The organism is Nostoc favosum CHAB5714 (assembly GCF_020829495.1).
Classification (GTDB): Bacteria; Cyanobacteriota; Cyanobacteriia; order Cyanobacteriales; family Nostocaceae; genus Nostoc; species Nostoc favosum.
The window spans coordinates 1-24,206 of record NZ_JAIVFQ010000008.1; the positions used below are offsets into that span (position 1 = coordinate 1).

The window sequence follows — 24,206 nt, forward strand, 5'->3', positions numbered from 1 at the left end:
TCGGCATCTGGTTCACCTCCTTGGGTGTAAGCACAATGGCGTTCAACTTGAACGGTTTCAACTTCAACCAATCAATCATTGATTCAAGCGGTCGCGTGATCAGCACTTGGGCTGATGTAATCAACCGGGCTAACCTGGGTATGGAAGTAATGCACGAGCGCAATGCTCACAACTTCCCCTTAGATTTGGCTGCTGGTGATGTTGCTCCTGTGGCTATGAGCGCTCCTGCTATTAACGGTTAATTCTGAAGTTTAACTAAATCAAAAAGCGCTCTCCCAAATTGGGAGGGCGTTTTTAATTTAAGTTAGTAACAGATACTGTTATGGAGTTGGATAAAAACTCAGAGACAGTGTTGATAAATACTAAAAAATAGCGAAAAGTTCTACAAACATAAGAGCAAAAAAACTTTTGTAAGAACTCTAGGTAGAATACATAAGCCTCACCTTTTTCTTCAAAATCATGGGCAATATTTTTGGTCATCTATTTCGCATTAGTACGTTTGGCGAGTCTCACGGCGGCGGTGTGGGGGTTGTGATTGATGGTTGTCCTCCCCAACTAGAAATTTCGGCAGAAGAAATTCAAGTAGAACTAGATAGAAGGCGTCCCGGGCAAAGTAAAATTACGACGCCTCGCAAAGAAGCGGATACCTGCGAGATTTTATCAGGGGTATTTGAAGGCAAAACTCTGGGAACGCCTATAACAATTTTGGTGCAAAACAAAGATACTCGTCCCCAAGACTACGACGAGATGTCCGAGAAATATCGGCCTTCTCACGCCGATGCAACTTATGATGCCAAATATGGCATTCGCAATTGGCAAGGTGGGGGTAGATCCTCAGCGCGTGAGACAATCGGAAGAGTAGCAGCAGGTGCGATCGCTAAAAAAATTCTTCGTCAAGTCGCCAATGTCGAAGTTATCGCTTACGTTAAGCGCATCAAAGACTTGGAAGGTGTAGTTGATCCAAATACTGTCACCTTAGAACAAGTGGAAAGCAATATCGTTCGCTGTCCCGATGCTGAATGCAGCGATCGCATGATTGAATTAATTGAGCAAATAGGTAGACAAGGTGATTCTATCGGCGGTGTAGTAGAATGTGTGGCGCGAAATGTGCCGAAAGGTTTGGGCGAACCAGTATTTGATAAATTGGAAGCTGATATCGCTAAGGGTGTCATGTCTCTTCCTGCTAGCAAAGGCTTTGAAATTGGTTCCGGTTTTGGGGGAACCCTGCTAACAGGAATTGAGCATAACGACGAATTTTATATTGATCAAAGTGGTGAAATCCGCACACTAACAAACCGTTCTGGTGGTATTCAAGGGGGGATTTCCAACGGAGAAAATATCATTTTGCGAGTTGCATTTAAGCCGACAGCAACAATTAGAAAAGAGCAGAAAACTGTAACTCGTGAAGGCGAAGAAACGCTATTAGCAGCCAAAGGACGCCATGATCCTTGTGTATTGCCGCGTGCAGTTCCAATGGTTGAGGCAATGGTGGCGTTGGTGCTGTGTGACCATTTGTTACGGCATCATGGGCAGTGTAAGGTCTTGTAGGCACTACACATCTACAAAAAATATTTAATATCTTGTTCAACGTATCCCGACAGCACCCTAAGCATCGTTTGCTAAACGCTCACTTGCTTTGAGGGTGGGGACTTTCGCGGATACGTTGAAAACATGGTGGACAACTCACAGTTACATCTAAAGTTAGGCAAAGGCACAGAATTAGCGATCGCCATTCCGCTATCCTAATTCCAGTCTTACTCTTGGTGAGTACTTAATTTACTGTATCCACCCAAGAAGAGTAGCCAAACTATTACAACTATCCAATGAATAACAACAGATGTCCATAAAGAACCTGTTTGAAAATATATAATTATGCAGAAACTTCCTAAGAGTGCTGCTAATAAAAGAAAGACTGGATTAATGAATGTAGGAAACCCTGCTTTATACACTGTGATGGCTTCAAGAGGATGATAAATAACAAAAATTACTAAACTGAGACATCCCCATAGCCATTGGTCACTTATTGAAACATTTTCTGTCAAATGAGGAAGTTAGGACTAGCCCTTTCAAGGTGGGTAAAAATTTTGGTCAATAAATTCCTCTTTAAGCTCTTTACTCTGTGTTCTCAGCGCCTCTGCGGTTAAATCAATCACTTTTAAACCGCAGAGGCGCTGAGAGCGCTGAGAAAAAACAATCTTATTTTACGAGTCACCTTGAAAGGGGTAGAAGTTAGGACTTACGCACTGTACAAATGTATCGTGATGTGCATTACCTAAAATAGGTTGTTTCAAGCTTTTCTTAATTATCCTGCGATCATAAATAGACCATGCTGTAGGGGCTAAGCTTTTGCTGTGCCCTTACGAAAGATATGGTTTTTAACCTTGAGCCATATTTGGTATTTATTGTCAATGCGTAAGTCCTAGAAGTAATAAAACACGAAAAAATAATTCTTCTGCTATTGCAGGGGCAAAAATAGAAATTATATGATTTTAGCTGCTTCTAATGATGACTTTTGAAACAACTCAAACTTGAAAAATTTGAAATATAACCCTATAGGCAAAGAAAGCACTGCAAATAATACTACTAATATTGCCGAGTATAGCCAAGCTTGAGGAGAAGGAATTGTTAAAATTACGTGGTGTACACGGAAGATAAGCGTATTCATTTTTTACACTATAAGCAACACAGTAGGTTAGGTTGCCTAATACCCAATATCCAATGCCCCATTCCTAATTCCAATCCTGTTCTTCCTTCTTGCCGCGACTTTTGTAAATACCCCCCAGGTTGTGAATTTGGCGAGTTTTCTCATAAAGTTCGGCCTCGGTCAAACCCCACTGCTGCAAGACTTTATCAAGGTCTTTTTGGATATCTCTTGCCCCTGGAAACCCTTGATAACGCATTCGCAGCCTAGCTAATTCTGCTAAGTTATAGTCTGTCGCCTCTTGAGAGAGTAAAATATCAATAAGGGGGCGATCGCGGCTATAAAGAGGATGTTGTTGGTCTTTGCCTGCGGGTGCATTAGTCATCATGAATCCTGAGTGTTGTTAGCGGATAGCTATAGTTGAGCCAGTGCTGAGTCCTGAGTTTTAAGTTTAGCAAAAGAGCTGAGGAGCAGAAAAGGCAAAAGAAAATCATCTTCTGCACTGACAAGCTAATTGTCAAATTGACAACTCCTGTACAGACGCGATTAATCGCGTCTCTACTCCTAACTCCTAACTCCTAACTCCTAACTCTTCTTAGACGGCAAGTACACCTGATGTCTTACGGCTCTCACCACTGCCACTCAAGTTTAAATAAAGTTACATTAGTTCTTAAGAAAATACAAAAAACTTTAGATGAGGGTGAATTTTATCTCACCCAAAGTCCAAGCACCGAGGGAGCAAGAACCCATTATGTTTGAACACTTCACTTCCGAAGCCATTAGAGTAATTATGTTAGCTCAGGAGGAAGCACGTCGCCTGGGACACAATTTTGTAGGAACTGAACAAATTCTCCTGGGTTTGATGGGAGAAGGAACTGGAGTTGCTGCTAAAGTGCTGGCGGAATTAGGCGTTACCCTCAAAGATGCACGTCGCGAGGTAGAAAAAATTATTGGTAGGGGTTCTGGCTTTGTACCACCTGAGATTCCTTTTACTCCTAAAGTAAAAAGCCTCTTCGAGCAATCGTTTAAAGAAGCTCATAGTCTGGGACAGAATTACATTAACACTGAACATCTACTCTTAGGATTGACCGAGGCTGGTGAAGGTGTTGCCGCCAAAGTATTGCAAAATCTAGGAGTTGACTTCAAGACTGTCCGCAGCGCCATAGTTCGCCGTTTGGGTGAAAATGCACCAGCTATAGCTGGTGGTGGTAGTCAAAAGCGCACTCAACCGCTAACTATGGAAGAGTTTGGTAGGAATTTGACCAAATTAGCACAAGAAGGCAGACTCGACCCCGTAGTTGGTCGCCAGAAGGAAATTGAGCGGGCGATCCAAATCCTCGGTCGCCGCACTAAGAATAACCCAGTGTTGATTGGAGAACCAGGAGTTGGTAAAACTGCGATCGCAGAAGGTCTAGCTCAACGAATTATCAACCAGGATGTTCCCGAAACCTTACAGGGTAAGCAAGTCATCAGCCTCGATATGGGGTCATTGGTGGCTGGAACTCGCTTCCGTGGCGATTTTGAAGAACGCATCAAAAAAGTCGTGGAAGAAGTCCGCACTGTGGGCAATATCATCTTGGTGATTGACGAAATTCACACCTTGGTTGGCGCTGGTGGTACAGAAGGTGGTTTGGATGCAGCCAACATCCTCAAACCTGCCTTAGCACGGGGTGAACTCCAGTGCATCGGCGCAACTACCCTCGATGAGTATCGTAAGCATATCGAGCGCGATGCCGCCCTAGAGCGTCGTTTCCAACCAATTATGGTTGGGGAACCCTCAGTAGAGGAAACCGTACAAATTCTTTACGGCTTGCGCGGCGCTTACGAACAGCACCATAAAGTCACAATTTTGGATTCAGCACTTGTAGCAGCAGCAGAATTATCAGACCGCTACATTAGCGATCGCTTCTTGCCAGATAAGGCAATAGACTTAATTGATGAAGCTGGTTCTCGCGTTCGTCTGCGGAACTCTCAAAGTTCTCCCAATAAAGAACTCAAGCGTGAACTCGCTGGCGTTACCAAAGAAAAAGAAGCAGCAGTCAGAGTCCAAGATTTTGACAAAGCTACACAACTGCGCGACCAAGAGTTAAAACTCGCAGAACAACTGCAAGCAACGTTTGCACAAAACGATCAACCTGTCAACTCTACTGTAGTTGACGAAGAAGACATCGCCCAAATCGTTGCCTCTTGGACTGGCGTACCAGTCAACAAGCTTACTGAATCTGAGTCAGAGTTGCTTCTGCACCTAGAAGACACTCTGCATCAACGGCTTATTGGTCAAGAGCAAGCAGTCTCGGCTGTATCTCGCGGTATCCGTCGCGCCCGTGTCGGCTTAAAAAATCCCAATCGTCCCATTGCTAGCTTTATCTTCTCTGGCCCTACCGGAGTCGGTAAAACAGAATTGGCGAAGGCACTAGCTGCCTACTTCTTCGGTGCGGAAGACTCCATGATTCGCCTAGATATGTCCGAATACATGGAAAGCCACACCGTCGCCAAGCTCATTGGTTCGCCTCCTGGTTATGTGGGATACGATGAAGGCGGACAGCTTACAGAAGCCGTGCGGCGGAAACCATACACAGTGTTGCTATTCGACGAAATCGAAAAAGCACACCCCGATGTATTCAATATGCTGCTGCAAATCTTGGATGACGGTCATCTTACCGATGCCAAAGGTCGGAAAGTGGACTTCAAGAACACGCTGATCATTTTGACTTCCAACATCGGTTCCAAGGTGATTGAAAAAGGCGGTAGTGGTTTAGGCTTTGACTTCGATACTCAAGCCGACGCTAGTTATAACCGCATCCGCACCTTGGTAAATGAGGAATTGAAAGCTTACTTCCGTCCTGAATTCCTTAACCGTCTCGATGAAATTATCGTCTTCACCCAGCTTTCTAGGGATGAAGTTAAGCAAATCGCTGAGATTATGCTTCGTGAAGTTTCTAAGCGGTTGACAGAAAAGGGAATTATCTTAGAAGTTAGCGATCGCTTCAAAGAGCTTGTAGTCCAAGAAGGCTACAGCCCTAGCTACGGTGCTAGGCCATTACGTCGGGCAATTATGCGCCTTTTAGAAGATTCTCTCGCCGAAGCAATGCTGTCTGGTCAAATTACAGAAGGAGACACAGCGCTTATCGATGTTGATGATGACTCTCAGGTGAGAGTACAAAAATCAGAAAAACGAGAATTGCTCTTGGCAAATGTTGGCTAATATGTCGGCTAATATTTATACCCAATCACTTTTTGCTGTAATATTTGAGAAATACTCCAGCCTCTGATATAAGTAGAGGCACCAACAGGGGCATCTGCGGCAAACATAAAGTGAAATGGTATTATATCTTTCACCCCTAGTAGAAATGCTGGGGGCTTTTTTTATGCAATTTTCTTTTGGATGCAACACACGGTATGGTAGCACAGCTAGCTGTGCGCTTTATATTCTCCACAAATCAACAACTCATGGCGATATTGATTCCTTGGACAACAATTCTGATGCTACTTCACTCTTAACTACATTATCAGAATTACCAGATTTAGAAAAACCATCTGCAACATCTTTGATAAAACCAGCTACAGGTACCGCAACTAGCAAACCTAAAACTCCACCAACATTGGTTCCTACAAGCAAAGCAATTAATACCCATATTGGTCTGATGCCAGTAAATTTACCTAATAAACGGGGTGCGATCGCCTGATCAATTAACTGGTCAATGACAACAGCTACCGCAAAAATCTTCACTGCTAGCCAAAAGTCATGTGTGGCTATTATTAAAGTTATTACAATAAGACTAACGACATCGCCAAAGGGAATTAAACTCAAAAGCCCAACCCCCAAACCAAAAAGTAAAGCAAACTGGACTTGAAAAGCTAAAAACAATAATGTTAATGAAACTCCCATTAGTAAAGCCAAAGTTCCCTGACCAATCAAGTAATTTTGAAAGTTTTGTTGAATAGATTGGCTTACCTTCTGAGCAAAACTTCCAGGTAGCTTTTTAAATATCCCTTCCCAAATACTTGGGCCATCTAACAACAGATAGAAAGTCAATACTATTGTGATTAATGCCTCAGAGATACTATCAATCGTATCTATGAGAATGCTTAAAAGTTTATCTGAAAGAAACTCTAATTCATTGGGTAATTGCTCAGTTAATCGATTTAATAACTGACTTAAATTTACATTTAATTTGTGCCTAAAAAACCAATCATTTAAAATCTGAAGTTTTTCTTCGCTAGAATCAATCCATTTGGGAAGGACTTTCACCATCTCATTAAATTGCTCTAAAACAATGGGAACCAAAGTGATACCCAGAGCAACGATAATTATCAATGCTGATATAAAAACTAATGCTACTGCATAGCCACGTTTCACTCCTCGCTTTTGGAGAATGGCAACAGGATAGTTTAAAACGAATGCAAGTAAAGTAGCCAAAACAAGAATTGTTACAACAGGTTGAAAATTTTTAACCAGCAAAAACGCTAGCCAACCATTGAGAAACACTAAAGGAAATAACACCGTAAAAATTAACCATCTAAGTAATTGATTCAGTGGAAAATTCATAATTAATTTAAAAATCCAAATTATTCTAGTTACTAGATTGAACCGAGTAATTAAATCTGCTCAATAGGAAGTAGACAATAAAAATCTTTTCCCATTCCCCATTCCCTACTCCCCATTCCCCATTATTCCAATCACTAACTTTCAGCGAAAGCTAAAAATTGCTCCTCATTTATTCGCCCTGCTTGATACAGAGTATTAGTAATTTCCGAAATAGTTAAAACTGCATGACTGCGATAACCATTTTGCTGTAACCTATCTTTCACTCCTTGTTCATGGTCGATAAATACCACAATATCATTAACTTTTAATCCTGCTGATTCCAACTTTCCTGCCCCTTCCATGACACTTTTACCACTGATGAGAATATCGTCAACAACTACAACTGTTTCACCAGGATGAAAGTTACCCTCAATTACTCTCCGAGTTCCGTGTGCCTTTACCTCTTTACGAGGGAAAATCATCGGACAATGAAGGCGTAAAGCTAAACCAGTCGCAGTAGGTAAAGAACCATAGGGAATACCTGCTAATCTATCAAAAATGAGATTCTTCAAAATATCCTGATATGCAGTGAGAACTTGATTAAAAACTTGGGGATTGGAAATAATTTTGCGTAAGTCGATGTAATAAGGAAATATAGCTCCTGATGCTTGGACAAAGCTGCCAAACATAATGCAGTCAATATCATAAAGTTGTAAAATCAAATCTTGGTGGGGGTGCTGATTTAGAAAACAAACATCAGGGAACCACACAGAACATGTGGAATTTTCGTGAATAATCTCAGCTTTGATTTGATTAATTTCTGCGCGTAGAGACTGGATTTCCTCAGATAGTTGGGTGTTTCCCAACATATCTTGAGGAACAGGAATCAGCAAACCATCACCGTTAGTATTCAAACCCGCTTCTAAAATTTGCTTCAGGTTTGCGCCTTCCGCCCAGATGCTACGCGCCATAATAATTCGTTCAGGCGCGATCGCTCGAATAAGTGCTAAAATCTCAGGATTTGTAGTTCCCACTTCCAAACCCAATTGTTCTGGAGTTCCCCAAGTTTTTGATTCTTTTACTACCTGTAAATAAAGGGGTGATTCGTTTGTAGGATATTGCTGTAAAGCTTCTGCGCCTGGATTAGAAGTACAGCATAAAATAAACACCGCTTTATCAGGATAGACTAAAAAAGGTGCTACATGATCTTGTCCTGTATAGGGGCTGAGAGTGATTGCATCCACCTGCCATTGTTTAAACACAGTTTGGGCAAAAATGGTACTAGTATTTAAGTCACTGTGTTTGGCATCTAAAATTACTGGAATATGGGCTGGAATAGCTGCTAAGGTTTTGTACAGCAATTCTAAACCGGGAATACCTAGCGCCTCGTAGAAGCCAAGTGTCGGTTTATAAGCACAAACGAAATCAGAAGTTTCCGCAATAATGAATTGCAACCACTTCTCCAAACCAATGATGAGTTCTTCAGATTCATAACGCACAGGCATCATTTCTGGATTTGGATCAAGTCCTACAAATAGTAAGCTTTGATTTTGCAAGATATTACGATTCAATTTATCAAAAAAGTTCATTTTTTTAGTAAAAAAGTTCGTTTACCAAAACATTGATTCTGTTAATTCAGTACCACCAGCTTTCCGCCCTAATCGAGAGTGAATTGCTACAAATAAGATAACCATCGGCACTGAGGCAAAGTGAACAATTCGCAATGCTTGCCAATCGCCAAACAAATCCACAATCCAGGGAAATTGAGCAGGTTTATACATTCCTATTCCTGTCAATAACGCTAGCAGCAAGATAGGAATAATTGCTGTATACGCAATCCGATGCCAAGCATAAATTAGACGTTTGGAATTGTGACTTTTTTGTAATGCTTTGAAGTCATTAGCACCTACAAAGCGATGTCGCCAGCGTCGGGTAATTAAAACGTAAATTCCATACCACAGGAGATTCAGCGAAAATAGCCACATTGCTGCAAAATGCCAGTGTCTACCTCCTGCGAGCCAACCTCCTAACGTAAATATCGGAGGAATGTGCAAACCTGCACGTCCACCAAAAACAGGGTTGGCGTTGTAAATTTGTAGTCCACTGGTGAGCATGATAAATAGACTAATGATGTTACACCAGTGGAAAATTTTGGCTCCTATTGCTTGGGTGGGTGGCTTTCGAGTTTGAGAGGGGGTCAAAGTCATAGATTTTGACTGATAAAATTTGTTGTTTATCTGTCTTGGGTAAATAGTCCAGCAAATTTGGGGGTGGACATTACTCACCTTTATTTTCCCATCCTATGACTCAGTATTCTGACATTGATGGTCTACCATCTGCGGTTTTAAATGTCAGTTTAGTGTGGCTAAGGTTGTTTTAAGCTAAATTTTCAAAATTGGGCGATGTCTAGAACGGGCTGTTGAGTGATGCTGCTAAGATGCTGTAACCTGTTTTAGTGCCCACGATCAAAGATATTCTATGCAGTCTCTAAGTAGTTGTATAAATCATAAGGTGGCTTATATCGCCAACTTAGGATAGCGCGTGCGTTACTCTCGTCGATTAGGTGAAACGTGAACATTACTACTGTGATACTTATATATTCTTATACTTTTATATCCCTGACTTTACGCTTAGTAGAACTCTGCGATACGAATCCTGATAGCAAGAATCACCTAAATCATGATTATATGTAGCAAGAAAAGTCTATCGTTTATCCAGTAGCACATTGTACCTTCATTTGTGGGATGGCTTGTGCTGTAATTTAGGTGTAGAAAAGACAAGACTAAATCTATCGAACTCAGGTATTGTGAATGCGAAGGCCGCCTTATTAATGCATCGACTTGCAAAAATTAACACCTTCTGCCCAAGGTTAATTACCTAAAAACTGGCGTGTTTTCTAATAGCGGTATAGTGTCTTGCTGTTGTATTCATCTCAATAACCAACTCTGTGCCTTGACCTAATTGAGAATTACACTTAAGTTTACCTTGATGTTTTTCAACTATAATTTGCCGACTAATTGATAGCCCTAGCCCTTGACTTTTGCCTACTGGTTTAGTCGTAAAAAATGGTTCAAATATCTGTCTTTGAATATGGGGAAGTATGCCTTTACCATTGTCATAAATACTAATTATAACTTTGTGTTTTTTTCCTACTAGTTTATCATTTACCCAAAGTTCATTACTATTGACTAATGATAAATGACTGCTAATAATTTCTGTATGAATAAAAATATTGGGAGTAAAGGAATGATCATGTTTCATCCTTTCTTCTAAGGCATCAATGGCATTAGTCAAAATGTTCATGAATACCTGATTTAGATCACCAGGGTAACACTCGATTAAGGGCAATTCCCCAAAGTTTTTAATTACTTCAATCCTGGCTCTGTCAGGCTTTTCTTTCAGACGATGCTGCAAAATTCTCAGAACACTATCAAGTCCTTTATGCAGGTCAACCTTTTTTATTTGACCTTCGTCAGAGGTTGAAAAATTCCGCAAGGCGAAAACAATTTCTTTAACGCGCTCAGATCCGGCTCGCATTGACCACAGCAGTTTCAAAAAGTCTTTTTTCACGAAACCAAGGTCAAGGCGTTGCAGCTGTAAGGCTATGACTGGTGTCGGTGTGGGATAGTGATGTTGGTAAAGTTCAATGATTCTGATTAAGTCTTCAGCGTATTGACTCGCAGGATGGAGATTGCCGTAGATGAAGCTAACGGGGTTGTTAATTTCGTTAGTCATATCCGCCACCAGTTGACCGAGGTTAGCCATTTTCTGGTTCTGCAATAACTGCTTTTGGGTATATTTGAGTTCTTCGAGGGTAGTTTCTAGCTGCTGTGATTTTTCCCTAACTTGGTCTTCGGTAGATTGGAGTTGTTCAAATAGTTGGTATTGTTGAGTAGCGTAGGCGCAGCCCGTCGTAGACATCGCTTTATCCTGAGTAATATCCTTGTGCGTCCCCGCCATCCGCACTGGTTTACCGAATTCATCCCACTGAAATACTTTCCCACAAGCCAGAATCCACTTCCACTCACCGGATTTAGTCAACATTCGCAATTCGACTTCAAACGCAGGTGTGCATCCTTCCAGGTAATCGTGCAATACCTGGCGGATTCTCGGTAAATCCTGTGGATGTACAAGTTGCTCAAAGGATTTATAGTCATTATCGATTTCGTCTACTCCATATCCCAGGATGCCCTTCCAGTGAGGATCATAATAGGTTTTATTGGTTATTAAATTCCAATCCCACAACCCCAAGCCACTAGCTATTAATGCCATTTGTAAAGCGGCTTGTGAGCATTGACAAGTATCTAAATTTTCTTGAGATAAGTCCTTTGTTTCTGGGAAACTCTGGGAATCTTGTACTGATAGAGCTTTCGGTTCATGGGTAACGGGTTTTTCGATATGCATAGCTGCTGGTACGATGAGGAAGATATCCTGTAGCTCTCTCTACGCTGTCTTAGCACCCTGACGATTCAGTTATGGATAAATCGTCTACTTAGTTGATTAGGCTGTCACTGCCCATATCATCAATTTGGATGGAATTTAGAAAAAGGTAATGCGATCGCAGTGGCCATTTTTAGAAAAAAATAGTTCCATTGTGTGCATCTACATTCTAAGATATGTCTAAAAAAAGTAGTTCAAATCACATATAATTACCTAAAAACTCGAAAAAATTTGTAAAAAAAATTCTATGCCGAAGTCACGTCAAATGTTTCAGGATACAAAAAAATTGTCAAGCCTTGTTTGTAGCTTTTTGGGAAACGACTGGCTGCTATCCATAGAAGACAGGCTACATTGAGTTCCAAAGAAGAATGGTGTGAGAAAATTTCATGCTTTAGAGCCGATGAGTAATGACTATAGATGAAGTAGTATTGCTACTAAAAGCCAGTCATTCCCTCTAATGATGAGTATTCTGTACCGTAATTGCGGGTGATGATTGGGGAAGTTGAGGTGATTCTAGAGCGGGAAATCACGCTAGAAGAATGGAATAGCCTTTAAGATTTGCCGATAAGCGATCGCTTTCTGGATTAGTCAATAGACGTTATCCTTAAGCAAGGAATGGAAGCAGCAATCAAAGAAGGCTCAAATGAATATATCTTTAACACCAGAATTAGAGCAGTTTGTTGAGTCAACAGTCAAAAGGGGTAGTACTCATCTGCTTTTGAGGTAGTTCGCGCCGCCTTACGACTGCTAGAAGAACGGGAGATGGAACGTTTACTCAGATTAGAGGAACTCCGCAAAGAAATTGCTATTGGAATTGGAGATTCAGATCGCGGTGATGTATTTGATGGCGAAGAGGTATTAAGGGAACTGCGGGAAGAAATTCAACAGGCGCAGCAGGATTAAGAATGAGCAGATATATTTTGAGTGCTGCTGCCAAGCAAGATTTAAAAGATATAAAAAACTATGTAGACCGTCATTAGTCATTAGTCATTAGTCATTTGTGTTTACTAAGGACAAAGGACAATTGACTTTGGACAACCTCACCAGTTGATGTGCAATCTTATTTGCGTAACAGCTTATCCAAGTTGAGAGGGTATTGAGCGGAGATCGGGATTTTGAAGATATTTTTCATGACAGTGAAGAAAAATAACAGCGTAGGCGTAGCCCGTCGTAGACATCGCTTGTCGATTTACACTTATTTATCTAGAGCGATGTCTACGATCGGCTATTTGGCGTCGCCCCTTCTAGTTAGGAACACTAGGCTTTATTTTGATTTTCTTTGACTTTGGTATATAAACTGGCAACTGTTTCTTCAGCAAACAGTTTTTCTTTAAGTTGCAAATAGTCGCCTTGACCTAGTTTACAAGCTGCCCAAAATTTCATTACCTTCGATGGTTCTAAGTGGCAGTTAAAAATTAGGTAATAAACCCGCTTGTTTACATATTTCACTCTTCAGTAATACGATCAATGGTACGATGCCGTTTTACAGGAAGAGTTTTTATATCATTAGTATAAATAGAATGATTTCCTCCTTCCCTTAATAAATAAAAGCCATTTTGTTCTAAGTATTTAATTAGCTCTTTTCGTTTGACTGACACACTCAAACCTCTATAGGAATTTGTTCGAGCAAAGAACCACCCGTGGGAAAATATTTATTTTGTTGGCGATAGGCAAGAATCATTTCTTTCGTTGCGTCTTGTAACATAGCCCTGCATTCTTCTAGGGTTTTTCCTTCTGTAATGACTTCTTGCCATTCAATAAGTTGTCCCATATATCCGCTATTAGTTTTTGTATATTTTGCAGTGTATGTAATTAACATTTTTGTGTTCGTGAGGATAATTATATGATTGATCGTAGCTGATTTTTTATTGCGGGGGCTGCATCTCTCTATCATTCACAACCACCCACATAAGTGCCGCAGCTACGCCTACGCTTTTCTTTCGGCTCAATGATATACCAAAATGAATGCGTGAATTACTCAAATGAGTAAGCAAACTGGGGTTTGAGTAAGTCAAAGCTCCTTTTACTTGCGGAAAACACCAAAATGAGTAAGTCGAAGCTGCTTTTGAGTAAGTCAAAGCTCCTTTTACTTGCGGAAAACACCAAAATGAGAAAGCAAACTGGGGTTTGAGAAAGCAAAAGCTCATTTTACTTGCGGAAAACACCAAAATGAGAAAGCAAACTGGGGTTTGAGAAAGCAAAAGCTCATTTTGAGTAAGTCAAATGCCATTTTGAGTAAGTAATCAGGCATTTTTACTTAGTTCAATATGAATTTTAGTCTAGGCGATACCTTCGGTGAGCTTCTCTACGAGACGCTGCGCGAACGCTAACGCTCCTTCAAGTTTTATTACGGTACGCTTTTCATAAAACCTGTAAATTTGTAGCTCCATGTAGTTTATTCTGGATTTGAGGGGAGGTTAAGGCTAAAAACTAAAACTGGCGTAGATTGGGGAGCCTCATTCTACCTCAGAGTTCAGAACAGGAAAGGCCGAGTTAAAGCGATTGCGCTTTTCAGTTTTATCACGGTATGCTTTGCTGAGAAGTCAAATCTTACTGTGGTGGGGGGAGGCGATCGCGCAAATTTGCTAAATTTTTACGAACAGTAATAGTATTTGGATGATTCGCTACTTCAGCTATATGAGGAATTTCGGGAGAAACGGCGGTGATTTTCTCAAGGGTGGACGAGTAAGGAATATCTTGGGCAACTGCTACCATTACCCGGCAAAGCGATCGCTTTAATTCTTCTGCCTGTTCTAAATCTGTACACCTTTGCATATTGTAAGGCCAGTTCTGTTTTACCCAGTCCACCCATGCCAGCGATCGCTGCAATTACCACTTGATTATTTTCCTGCAACATCTCATGCAGGTTTTGCAGTTCAGCCTCACGTCCAACAAACTTCACCACCCCACTCAGGGGTAAATTTTGCGGTGTTTCAGTAGAGGGATTTAACTTTGCCCGTTCCCCAACAGGCGTGTACAGTCAGAAGTTATTAGTACCAGTGAAAGTATTTCCCTGAAAGACGTTTTTAATAGAGTCAGCTAACTTTGTAGAATTGATAACGCCTGCTGGTTGCGAGTTTAGGTCATTCGCTAGCGCCTGGACTTTCGGCGCTACTTGGGGATCAGCATTTGCTGCTGCTTCGACTTCCCGCACAGATTGAGCAATTTCGGTATCTGCGTCTGCTGCTGCTTTTAACTCCAGCACTGCTTTGCCATAATCTAATGGCTGCTGTGTTGCATCTGCTAGCAAGGGTAACTTATTTTTATGACGTAGCTGTTCGATTAACTCACGACTTTTGTTTAATGCAGCTTCCCCAAGCTTTTCGCCTGTTTTTTTCTAGAGCTTTAGTTAAAACTATAGTAGCGATGTCTACGACGGGCTACGCCTACGCAGTTGCAACTGCTGTTAATGTTACAGGTTCCATAATTTAGTAGCTCTGTCTATTTCGGAAATATATCACAGATATTTAGCAGTTAACCCCATATCCCGCCTTGCAATCAATTGCAAGGCTAATAGCCCAACTCCACTCAAGTGGACTAAAACCCATTCTCAGTCTTCTTTAGAAGACTTTAGCTATTAGCCATAGGTTTCTAACCTATGGCGGGTAATGCAACAGATGCAATATCTCAGACTTACTTGAGTTTAGTAGTTTTTAGGTAAGCGATGTCTCCGACGGGCTGTTGGGTGACGCCTTTACAACACCATCATTCAACCTCAGAACACAAAACTTCCAGATTAGCCCCATTCCTTACAATGGAATAGGGTTTTATTCACTTTCCTTCTTCAGGGAATCTCAAAGTCAACACACCAACTGATGCATGATACCCAACTGCTACCACGCATTAATGCCACAGCCAAAAGAGAAAATGGTAAACAATATTATGTAGATGCCAAGGGAAATCGCTTTCCCAGCGTGACTACAATACTTAATGCCACCAAATCACAAGCAGACAGAGACAGATTATTAAACTGGAAAGCGCGTGTTGGAACAGAAGAAGCTACCCGCATTACTACAACTGCTAGTCGTCGGGGAACCCAAACACACAAACAAATTGAGCGCTACCTTCTTGGTCAAAACCCTGTTTGTCCCGAAGCGAGTCGCCCTTATTGGGAAAGTATCAAGCCAGTTTTAGAACAAATCGACATAGTTAGACTGGTGGAAGGCTCAGTTTTCCATCATGATTTGGGTTATTCTGGCAAAGTTGATTGTATCGCCAGCTATCAAGGTATTCCTTGTATTTGCGAGTGGAAAACAGCAGACAAACCCAAAGGCTCAATTGAGCATTTATATGAACATCCACTGCAACTTACGGCGTACATAGGAGCAGCTAACGAGTATTATCAAGATTATGGCATTCAGCTAAAGCACGCTCTGTTGGTAGTAGCGATTCCAGAAATGCCGGCTGAGGTATTTTGGTTTGAATCAGCAGTCATCAAAGATTATTGGGAGCAGTGGGAAAAAAGAGTCGCTGAATATTGGGAACGCAGAAGTGTTTGGGGTTGAGGAGGGGGATTGTAAAATATCAAGCAGTCTAATTTTGTAATGGTAAAACAGTAATTAATCTCGAAAATCTAGCAAAATCACCTGTGTTGTGAGTGAGTAATTGAGGAATACCATAAACTAGCATTGTAGCGACGATATTTGCATCATGAACTTGCTTACCACCAATAGCAATTTGCTCCATTAGAGATAAAAGTCTTTCTGTCACTTGGGCGGTTTCGTCAGCTACTCGAAATTGAGCTTGAAAAAATCGGGTACGCTCAATTATGATCGCAACAGGTCGGGGATTCATCAATGCTTGTGGACGACTGAGAGTCATCAAGAATTCCCGCAACACCTGGCGACTAATCCATAATTCAATTCCTGCGTTATAAAGATTTTCAATAGCCTGTAGTGCTGCTTGGTGAAAAGGAGATTCGGACACATTTGCATACACTAAGATGTTCGTGTCCAGAAATACAGAGTTAGCGACCCCAATCACCATACATATCCTCACGTCTTAGAGAAAGATTCTCAGGCCAATAACCATAATTATCTACAGGGAAGTTTAGAGGAGGGCGTTTTTCCTTGCTCTCTACTTTCTGTGCCAAAGGCTTCTCATCAATTACTATCACGACCTGATGCTCACCCTCTGGAATACTCAATGGTAACTGTGCTGTAATCTTACCATCTTTGGTAACTGTGGCAATTGTTTCTATAGTTTTCATATTATTTCTATTAGATTAATACATCACTGCTTGGTGAAAGGGATATTCGGACACATTTGCATCAACTAAAATATTCGTATCGATGAATACCGAGTTATTAGTCGTTTGCATAAAGGTCTTCTCTGCGGAAAGTTAAACTTTCTGAGACTAATCCTACAGGATAGGCGGGAAATTTGAAAGGCGCTTTATTTTCTTTCTTGTGTTCTTCCTCAGTCAAAGGCTTCTCATCAATTACTATCACCACCAGATGCTCACCCTCTGGAATATCCAATGGTAACTGCGCTGTAATCTTACCATCTTTGGTAACTGTGGCAATTGTTTCTATAGTTTTCATCTCATTCCTCCTTAATCAATCCATTACAGCTAACACAGTTTTCGGCAATAACTTATCTTTAAACCAAACAATTCTGGCAGGGACATCATTTAATTTTACTCCCGCCTTTTCTAAATTAAGTCGCTCGGAAATTGCTAAAATTAAGTCATCACGTCCAGCACGCCGTACCTGAGAAAACTTCTTTTGTAAATATTCTGGTCGCCAATAACCAACAATTTCTAATAAGAAGGTGCGTCCATCAGAATGCACTAAGCGGAAATCAGGAATCATCACACTACCGGGAATTGGTATCAAATCAACTTCTCGCTCTAACGCCCAGCCACTTTTCAACGCATCCCACTTATCAGCAAAGGATGCTTCTAGCATACTATCGTAGGGCTTACCTGGTGGATAATGGGATACCAAACCACATTCGGAATTGAGAGTAAAACGTCCAGTTTTCCAAGTATTTGTATAAGCATCACGAGTTTGGAGAATGGAAGAAAGACTCCATTTAGTAACGTGAAGTAAAGCCGGAATAAGTTTAGCGATCGCTAACCCATATCGTGTACTAGGATTAAACAAACTCGTTGGCCCATCAATGGTAATTGTAAACCCGTGGTCAGCATCGCCCTCAATATAAGCCATCAATTGAAACAACTTTAAATAGCGAAATAACAGTTTATATTCACCCGGAACATTGCGATGAGCATTTAACACCAGTTGACTGGCCTTATAAAATACACCCTGCACCTGAGATAAGTTATATCGATTCAACAAATCTGGCGCTGTTGGTGCATCAAAAACAGTTAAAATCTTATTTTCAGATAAATCAGCATAGAGTCCATTCCGAACCTGTTCTAATAAAACTTCCCGCTCAAGTTCTTGAGTTAACTCATCAGCAATTTTACTCAGAGTAACTTGTGTTGATTCCCGACTAGAAACCGATTTTGCAGCCAACGAAAACACCCGTTCTCTTAACATCTGTGGCTCCAAAGGACTAACCACCTCAAAAGTGCAAAAACTGCTTTTGAGAATATAACCTAACCCTCGCTTCACCCGATAATCCGTAGAATCTCCTTCAAAATCAGTCAGTTGTCGTTCAAGCACACCTTGAGTCTTCCCCACTGCTGATTGAAAATAATTAATTAACTCAATCGCCAACTCCGAAGTTTTCTGATCAATCTTCAGTCTCTTCGGAATGATCTCCTCCCCGTTTTGGCGATGCATCAGTAAATCTGTCGGTAACATCTGAATTTTGGATTTTAGATTTTGGACTTTCCTGCGGAACGCTACGCGAACGACTTCGCTCAGTCGAACAATTTTGGACTGAATAATTAATTTCTAACTGTTCCGCAGCCTTCAAACTCCTTTCCTTCCCACTCCCATACACAACTTGTAACTTCCCTTCCTTATCTTTCTTCCCTTCGCGTTCTTTGCGCCTTTGCGGTTCGTTATTCCTCTCCCCTCTCCGCCTAGCCGAAGTCCCCTCCTCACTCGTATCCTCCGCCACCACTTCATACAAAATCGCCTGCTTATTCTCAATATTCCCCTTCCGTAAAATCCTCCCCAATCGCTGAGTATACTCCCTAGCCGAACCCGTCCCCGATAAAATAATCGCCACAGAAGCCGCCGGCACATCAACCCCTTCATTCAACACATGAGAAGCAACCAAAGTATTATATTTACCCTCTCGAAACTTTGTTAATATCTCATGCCGTTCCTTCACAGGAGTTTGATGAGTAATTGCCGGAATTAGCAACTCTTGAGAAATGCGATAAACCGTCGTATTATCAGCAGTAAAAATCAAAATTCTTGCCGGATAATGTTCTGCCAATAAATCAATCAGAATTCGCAACTTTCCATCAGTACCCAAAGCGATATCTTTCGCTTCTCGATGCGCTAACATAGCCCTACGTCCAGATTGCGATCTAGCACTCATTTGCACGAACATTTGCCAACCTTGCAGACTCCCCAAAGAAATCTTTGATTGCTTTAAAAAGTCGTTGCGGGTTTGAATTAGTTGATTGTATCTTTCCCGCTCAAGTTGCGATAACTTTACCTTAATTTGGACAATTTCATGTTCTGCTAACGCCTTACCCGCCAAATCTTCAGCGCGTTTGCGATATACTTCTTGACCAATGAGGATATTTAACTCAGCGTGTTTACCATCGGTGCGTTCTGGTGTAGCGGAGAGTCCCAGACGATAAGGTGCGATCGCATATTCAGCAATCACCCGATTAAAATCTGTCGGTAAATGATGACATTCGTCAAAAACAATCAACGCATATTGATTTCCCAACGTCTCAGCGTGAATTGCTGCACTATCATAAGTTGCAACGAGAATAGCTGTTCTATCCCGCGAACCACCTCCCAACAATCCCACCTCAGCATCGGGGAAAGCCGCTACCAAGTGTGCATACCACTGATGCATTAAATCCAAAGTTGGCACCACAATTAGCGTCGTGCGCGGCGTTGACTGCATCGCCATTTGCGCTAAATAAGTCTTTCCCGCCGCCGTCGGAAGTACGACAACCCCTTGTCTACCCGCCAGTTTCCAAGCTGCTAGCGCCTCAGTCTGGTGGGGATATGGTTCCATTTCCAGACTGGAAACCAAATCTACAGGATAAAATTGCTTTGCCTCATCGATAAAATTCACATCTTCCGCTTGTAGTGCTTCCACTAGCGATCGGTATCTAATTGCTGGAATGCGGAATTTTTCAACTCTATCATCCCACGTTGCATAATCCATCCAACCTTTGCCGCGTGGTGGTGGATGCAAAATTAATGTGCCACGATCAAAATTTAATGTAGGAGTACGAGCCATTTATGGGGATTGGGGATTAGGTACTGGGTACTGGGGATTGGGGATTGGGTAGAATTGAGTCCCTAGTCCCTTGATTACTAATAACGCAAAAAGTGCATGATTCATCCAAGTAACTCTGACAAAACCCAACTAGATACGCTCTTAGTAATGGAATGTATGAGCGACAAACCAACAATAACCTTGCCGAATCATACAAATAACAACAACAAACCTTTCTGCTGAAACGGCTGCAATTGCAGGCGCAGATTATGCTAATTCTTTGCTTAAGTTTAATCTAATTTTTTATTTGCACAAGTTCACAATTAGAAAAATATATATTCTGTTAAAATCGGTATTTTAGTAGAATTAATCAATCTTATCTCTTGGTTTTTATGGCAGAAAACAACCAATTATTTCGCATCCGTATTGGCGTTATACTAGGCCAGTCGTGGCGAGGGTAATTGGGCTAAAAAAGTTTGCCTACGACCTCTGGGGAGATACAGTAAATACTGCTAGTAGAATGGAATCACATGGTATAGCAGGTAGTATCCAAGTTGGTGAAGCAACTTATCAGCTTTTAAAGAATAAATACTTATTGGATAAACGAGGTTTAATTCAGGTTATAGGCCAATACGCTTGGGTTAAGGCTTTACTCTTTGTCAAAGTGAATTTTTTTAACGAACCGCAAAGGACGCAAAGGACACGAAGGAAGAGAAGAAAGAGAAGAAAGAGAAGAAAAAATGCTTAACTGAACTGTATTGGGTTATAGGCAAGGGAGAAATGATGACTTACATCCTAAGAAAAATGCTTTAAAAACTTAATATCTCTATGCTTTTTGATGGAGAATCAAAAATAAATATATATAATTAGAGCGACAATTATCAGGTTATTGCACCTTTACTAAAACTAAGTTTTACTACTTTAGATAGATTCATAGCAATTAACTGCTTAGATGTGTATTTTTCCGATGCATAATAAATGTTGAGCGATGTCTACGATGGTCACTGAGCGGCTGGTGAGCGGCTGGCCCTGAGCGCAGTCGTTCGCGTTAGCGTCTCCGACAGGAGAAGGGAGTCGAACCATGCCGTACCACTTGCCTACGGCACGCTCCGCGAACGTGGAAGCAAGCTAGCAAGAGCGTCTCGTAGAGAAGTGCGGGCTACGCCAACGCATTGTCTAGCTGATTTTGGGAATAATCCTTTAGCTAGCTGCATACAAGGAGAAGCCACATTGAAAGGAATACGTTCCCTTCTAGCGCCCTATGCTGTGACATTATTAGCTGTTGGTAGCGCATTGCTACTAACACTATTGCTACAGCCACTACTGAAACCAAGTATTTTCCTGTTATTTTTTCCTGCCGTGGCGGTTAGTACCTGGTATGGCGGAATGAAAGCAGGGTTACTAGCTACTGCTTTGTCTACTTTAGGCGTCAGCTTCTTTTTCTTAGAGCCAGTGTTTTCGCTTTTTGTTGATAATCTTGACAGCATAGTGCGGTTAGGCTTATTTATGCTGGTGACAACACTTATTAGCTTGCTCACCTCAGAGTTACGCACTGCTAAACAACATCTTCAAATGAGTTTGCAGAAGCTACAGGTGAGCGAGGCAAAATTTAGAAGGTTGGTAGAGTCCAACATCATTGGGGTAATTGTAGCCAATATGGACGGGGCGATCGCAGAAGCTAACGATGCTTTTTTAACAATGGTAGGTTATTCGCAAGAGGATTTGCTAGCAGGGCTTCGATGGCGCGACATGATACCACCAGAATATATTGAAGCTAACAACAGTGCGATGCCTACGGCGGGCTACGCCTACGCAGAACTCAAAACCAAAGGCGTGTGTCAGCCTTTTGAGAACGAATACATCCGCAAAGATAACAGCCGCGTTCCCATCCTATTAGGTTGCGCCTTGTTAGAAAATAATCCAGAGGATGTTATCTGTTTTGTACTTGATTTAAGCGAACGCAAACAAGTAGAACTTGCCCTTTCCAAAAGCGAAGAACGCTACCGCGCTTTTTTAGAGCAGAGTTCAGAAGGTATTTGGTGTATGGAATTGGAAGTACCAATTTCGCCAGATTGTCCAGAAGATGAACAAATTCAATCTTTTTATCAGTATGGTTACTTAGCAGAATGCAACAACGTTATGGCACACATGTATGGCTTTTCTCGTGCCGAAGAAATTATCAGCGCCAGACTAGGAGACTTTCTCGTTCCCTCCGATCCACATAATATTGCATATCTGTATAATTTTATCCGTTGTAACTACCGACTCATCGATGCAGAGTCTCATGAAATAGATAAGCAAGGTAATTCTAAATATTTTTTGAATAATCTGGTAGGAATTGTCGAAAATGGCCTTTTAGTCAGAGCATGGGGAACTCAACGCGACATTACAGAACGCAAGCGAGCAGAGCAAGAACGCGAACAATTGCTTGAGTGCGAACAGACAGCACGCGCCGATGCAGAAGCTGCAAACCGCATGAAAGATGAGTTTCTCGCTACACTCTCCCACGAACTCCACACACCCTTAAACGCCATATTGGGCTGGACGCAGCTACTTAGGAATCGCAAGTTTGATGAGGCTACCACTGGCCGAGCTCTAGAGACAATTGAGCGTAACACCAAATCCCTAGCTCAACTGATCGAAGATGTCCTAGATGTTTCGCGGATTATTAAAGGCACACTTCATTTAAACATGCATCGGGTAAAACTTGTACCACTTGTAGAGGCAGCAATCGATACTGTGTACCCAGCAGCCCAGGCGAAAGAGATTAGCATCAAGTGTAAATTCGACCCTGAAATAGGGGTAGTTGTGGGTGATGCCAACCGCTTGCAACAGGTTGTGTGGAATTTGCTCTCTAACGCCGTTAAGTTTACACCCAAGGGGGGAAGAATTGATGTGCAATTGGAGCGCATTGAATCCTACGTGCAAATTCGGGTGAGCGATACAGGAGTAGGAATTCCTGCCGAATTCCTGTCCCATGTATTTGAACGCTTCCGTCAAGAAGACAGTTCGATCACGCGATCGCATGGTGGATTAGGATTAGGGTTAGCGATCGTCCGCCACTTGGTAGAATTACACGGCGGCACAGTCTCTGCCGAAAGTCCAGGAATTGGACAGGGGGCAACATTCATTGTCAATCTGCCAATGAAAGCCGTTTATGTAGAGGCTAATACCGCAGAGCAGCTTTCATCTGTTGGAGATACCCAAGACGCTAACAATTACCTGCCAAACCTAGATGGCTTGCGGGTGCTGATTGTTGATGATGAGGCAGACGCGCGTCATTTGCTCACCATGATTCTGGGACAGTACGGGGCCCAAGTCATGGCTGCTCCATGTGCAAGTGATGCACTGCTTGCCCTGCAAGAATTTCGCCCCCATATACTAGTGAGCGATATTGGTATGCCACAAGAAGACGGCTACACACTAATTCGTCAAGTCAGGGCGCTACCAACAGACCAAGGTGGGCGGATTCCAGCAGTGGCGCTGACAGCCTATGCTAGGGCAGAAGACCGCACGCAAGCCCTCTTAGCAGGCTTTCAACTCCATGTGCCCAAGCCAGTTAATCCCGCCGAGTTAGCAGCTGTAGTTGCCAATCTCACTGGGCGTACTTGAATAGTTTAATAAAAATAGGACTTACGCATTGACAAGAAATACCAAATATGGAGCAAGGTTAAAAACCATATCTTTCGTAAGGGCACAGCAATGCTGTGCCCCTACAGTATGGTCTATTTACGATCGCAGGATAATTAAGAAAAGCCTGAAAACTTCCTCAAGATAGGTAATGCACATCACGATACATTTGTACAGTGCGTAAGTCCTACTAAAGTAGAAAATTTATATTAGCGGAAAATGCACTAGATACAAGGCGCAAAACCGGAGAAGTTTTTTGTCTTCTCCGGTTCTTGTTTCAATACCACCTTTTTAAACGTAGGAACAATAGCTGCTTTCTATCTTATAAAATTGCTAGTAGCAACTTATACTTACGTTGTTTCAGGTTGTTTTTGCACAACATCTATTAGGGGATCTGTAGTGAGTTTCACAGCATCCTTAGCACCACTTATGGTCAAAGGAATGGTAGTACCACCCGTGTTATTAACGATTGCCTTTACGGCTCCGGTAACGTCAGTAACGGTCTCTGCAATACCTCCTTTATAGCTTTCTTCTTCTTCTTCGGTAAGCACCGTCAAAATACCTAATTCTAAAATTTTAATAACCATTCGTAAAACCTCTAAAATTAAAACTTACATAAGAAATGTATAGCAAATACAT

General features: G+C 41.7%; 25 protein-coding genes and 1 pseudogene. 9 read left to right on the top strand and 17 right to left on the bottom strand.

Annotation, left to right across the window (positions count from 1 at the left end):
• Together LC586_RS08055 and aroC are read left to right on the top strand one after the other, a co-directional pair.
• A pseudogene (locus LC586_RS08055) lies at positions 1-242 on the top strand (photosystem II q(b) protein); the annotation flags it as partial.
• A gap of 217 nt (positions 243-459) precedes the next feature.
• Positions 460-1,548: a chorismate synthase gene (gene aroC, locus LC586_RS08060; RefSeq protein ID WP_229484063.1), complete on the top strand. Its 1,089-nt coding sequence runs from the start codon at positions 460-462 to the stop codon at positions 1,546-1,548.
• Between the two features lie 206 nt (positions 1,549-1,754).
• Here the strand turns inward: aroC and LC586_RS08065 are convergent, their stop codons facing one another.
• Positions 1,755-2,042: a CPBP family glutamic-type intramembrane protease gene (locus LC586_RS08065; protein ID WP_233715513.1), complete on the bottom strand. Its 288-nt coding sequence runs from the start codon at positions 2,040-2,042 to the stop codon at positions 1,755-1,757.
• Positions 2,043-2,729: 687 nt separating this feature from the next.
• A complete protein-coding gene (locus LC586_RS08070; protein ID WP_229484186.1) occupies positions 2,730-3,026 on the bottom strand; it encodes a DUF3288 family protein in 297 nt (98 codons plus the stop codon).
• A 366-nt stretch (positions 3,027-3,392) separates the two neighbouring features.
• Between LC586_RS08070 and LC586_RS08075 the strand changes: the two genes are divergently transcribed.
• The gene (locus LC586_RS08075) at positions 3,393-5,846 is read left to right on the top strand and encodes an ATP-dependent Clp protease ATP-binding subunit (protein ID WP_233715514.1); all 2,454 of its coding nucleotides are present in this window, start codon (positions 3,393-3,395) and stop codon (positions 5,844-5,846) included.
• 243 nt (positions 5,847-6,089) lie between these two features.
• On the opposite strand, the gene LC586_RS08080 is transcribed toward LC586_RS08075, so the two are convergent.
• The 4 genes from LC586_RS08080 to LC586_RS08095 all read right to left on the bottom strand — a co-directional run bounded on the left by LC586_RS08080 (position 6,090) and on the right by LC586_RS08095 (position 11,573).
• Positions 6,090-7,190, bottom strand: coding sequence for an AI-2E family transporter (locus LC586_RS08080; protein ID WP_229484064.1), 1,101 nt, complete (start codon positions 7,188-7,190; stop codon positions 6,090-6,092).
• Positions 7,191-7,324: 134 nt separating this feature from the next.
• Complete coding sequence (locus LC586_RS08085) at positions 7,325-8,758, bottom strand: bifunctional orotidine-5'-phosphate decarboxylase/orotate phosphoribosyltransferase (RefSeq protein ID WP_229484065.1); 1,434 nt, start codon at positions 8,756-8,758, stop codon at positions 7,325-7,327.
• Positions 8,759-8,779: 21 nt separating this feature from the next.
• Positions 8,780-9,376, bottom strand: a complete 597-nt coding sequence (locus tag LC586_RS08090; protein WP_229484066.1) for a cytochrome b/b6 domain-containing protein — start codon at positions 9,374-9,376, stop codon at positions 8,780-8,782.
• Positions 9,377-10,046: 670 nt separating this feature from the next.
• A complete protein-coding gene (locus LC586_RS08095; RefSeq protein WP_229484067.1) occupies positions 10,047-11,573 on the bottom strand; it encodes a PAS domain-containing sensor histidine kinase in 1,527 nt (508 codons plus the stop codon).
• A gap of 798 nt (positions 11,574-12,371) precedes the next feature.
• Here LC586_RS08095 and LC586_RS08100 point away from each other — a divergent pair.
• Positions 12,372-12,512, top strand: coding sequence for a hypothetical protein (locus LC586_RS08100; RefSeq protein WP_229484068.1), 141 nt, complete (start codon positions 12,372-12,374; stop codon positions 12,510-12,512).
• Between the two features lie 354 nt (positions 12,513-12,866).
• Here the strand turns inward: LC586_RS08100 and LC586_RS40535 are convergent, their stop codons facing one another.
• The 4 genes from LC586_RS40535 to LC586_RS08115 form a co-directional block, all read right to left on the bottom strand.
• Entirely contained in the window at positions 12,867-12,992 is a 126-nt protein-coding gene (locus tag LC586_RS40535) for a hypothetical protein (protein ID WP_267921648.1), read from the bottom strand.
• A gap of 62 nt (positions 12,993-13,054) precedes the next feature.
• Positions 13,055-13,207 (bottom strand): type II toxin-antitoxin system HicA family toxin, encoded by a 153-nt coding sequence (locus tag LC586_RS08105; RefSeq protein WP_229484069.1) that lies wholly within the window; start codon positions 13,205-13,207, stop codon positions 13,055-13,057.
• Between the two features lie 2 nt (positions 13,208-13,209).
• Entirely contained in the window at positions 13,210-13,428 is a 219-nt protein-coding gene (locus tag LC586_RS08110; protein ID WP_229484070.1) for a type II toxin-antitoxin system HicB family antitoxin, read from the bottom strand.
• Between the two features lie 731 nt (positions 13,429-14,159).
• A complete protein-coding gene (locus LC586_RS08115) occupies positions 14,160-14,384 on the bottom strand; it encodes a hypothetical protein (protein WP_229484194.1) in 225 nt (74 codons plus the stop codon).
• Between LC586_RS08115 and LC586_RS08120 the strand changes: the two genes are divergently transcribed.
• Positions 14,379-14,549, top strand: a complete 171-nt coding sequence (locus tag LC586_RS08120; protein WP_229484195.1) for a hypothetical protein — start codon at positions 14,379-14,381, stop codon at positions 14,547-14,549. The two genes, LC586_RS08115 and LC586_RS08120, sit on opposite strands and share 6 nt — an antisense overlap.
• Before the next feature lie 40 nt (positions 14,550-14,589).
• Here the strand turns inward: LC586_RS08120 and LC586_RS08125 are convergent, their stop codons facing one another.
• Positions 14,590-14,859: a hypothetical protein gene (locus LC586_RS08125; protein ID WP_229484071.1), complete on the bottom strand. Its 270-nt coding sequence runs from the start codon at positions 14,857-14,859 to the stop codon at positions 14,590-14,592.
• Between the two features lie 53 nt (positions 14,860-14,912).
• On the opposite strand from LC586_RS08125, the gene LC586_RS40540 reads away from it, so the two are divergent.
• Positions 14,913-15,041, top strand: coding sequence for a hypothetical protein (locus LC586_RS40540; RefSeq protein WP_267921649.1), 129 nt, complete (start codon positions 14,913-14,915; stop codon positions 15,039-15,041).
• A 383-nt stretch (positions 15,042-15,424) separates the two neighbouring features.
• Positions 15,425-16,114: a PD-(D/E)XK nuclease family protein gene (locus tag LC586_RS08130; protein WP_229484072.1), complete on the top strand. Its 690-nt coding sequence runs from the start codon at positions 15,425-15,427 to the stop codon at positions 16,112-16,114.
• Positions 16,115-16,142: 28 nt separating this feature from the next.
• Here LC586_RS08130 and LC586_RS08135 read toward each other — a convergent pair whose 3' ends face one another.
• From LC586_RS08135 to LC586_RS08155, 5 genes are all read right to left on the bottom strand, one after another.
• On the bottom strand, positions 16,143-16,595 hold the full coding sequence (locus LC586_RS08135) for a type II toxin-antitoxin system VapC family toxin (protein ID WP_229484073.1): 453 nt from the start codon (positions 16,593-16,595) through the stop codon (positions 16,143-16,145).
• Entirely contained in the window at positions 16,576-16,818 is a 243-nt protein-coding gene (locus LC586_RS08140) for a hypothetical protein (protein ID WP_229484074.1), read from the bottom strand. The genes LC586_RS08135 and LC586_RS08140 overlap by 20 nt, the downstream gene beginning before the upstream one ends.
• A gap of 97 nt (positions 16,819-16,915) precedes the next feature.
• Entirely contained in the window at positions 16,916-17,152 is a 237-nt protein-coding gene (locus LC586_RS08145; protein WP_229484075.1) for a hypothetical protein, read from the bottom strand.
• A 15-nt stretch (positions 17,153-17,167) separates the two neighbouring features.
• Positions 17,168-18,382, bottom strand: a complete 1,215-nt coding sequence (locus LC586_RS08150) for a DUF790 family protein (protein ID WP_229484076.1) — start codon at positions 18,380-18,382, stop codon at positions 17,168-17,170.
• Entirely contained in the window at positions 18,312-19,958 is a 1,647-nt protein-coding gene (locus tag LC586_RS08155; RefSeq protein ID WP_229484077.1) for a DEAD/DEAH box helicase, read from the bottom strand. The genes LC586_RS08150 and LC586_RS08155 overlap by 71 nt, the downstream gene beginning before the upstream one ends.
• A gap of 427 nt (positions 19,959-20,385) precedes the next feature.
• On the opposite strand from LC586_RS08155, the gene LC586_RS08160 reads away from it, so the two are divergent.
• Both LC586_RS08160 and LC586_RS08165 read left to right on the top strand, forming a co-directional pair.
• Positions 20,386-20,685, top strand: a complete 300-nt coding sequence (locus LC586_RS08160; protein ID WP_309143367.1) for an adenylate/guanylate cyclase domain-containing protein — start codon at positions 20,386-20,388, stop codon at positions 20,683-20,685.
• 482 nt (positions 20,686-21,167) lie between these two features.
• Entirely contained in the window at positions 21,168-23,549 is a 2,382-nt protein-coding gene (locus tag LC586_RS08165; protein ID WP_229484078.1) for a hybrid sensor histidine kinase/response regulator, read from the top strand.
• A gap of 368 nt (positions 23,550-23,917) precedes the next feature.
• Here LC586_RS08165 and LC586_RS08170 read toward each other — a convergent pair whose 3' ends face one another.
• Positions 23,918-24,154, bottom strand: a complete 237-nt coding sequence (locus LC586_RS08170; RefSeq protein WP_229484079.1) for a hypothetical protein — start codon at positions 24,152-24,154, stop codon at positions 23,918-23,920.
• Positions 24,155-24,206: the final 52 nt, after the last annotated feature.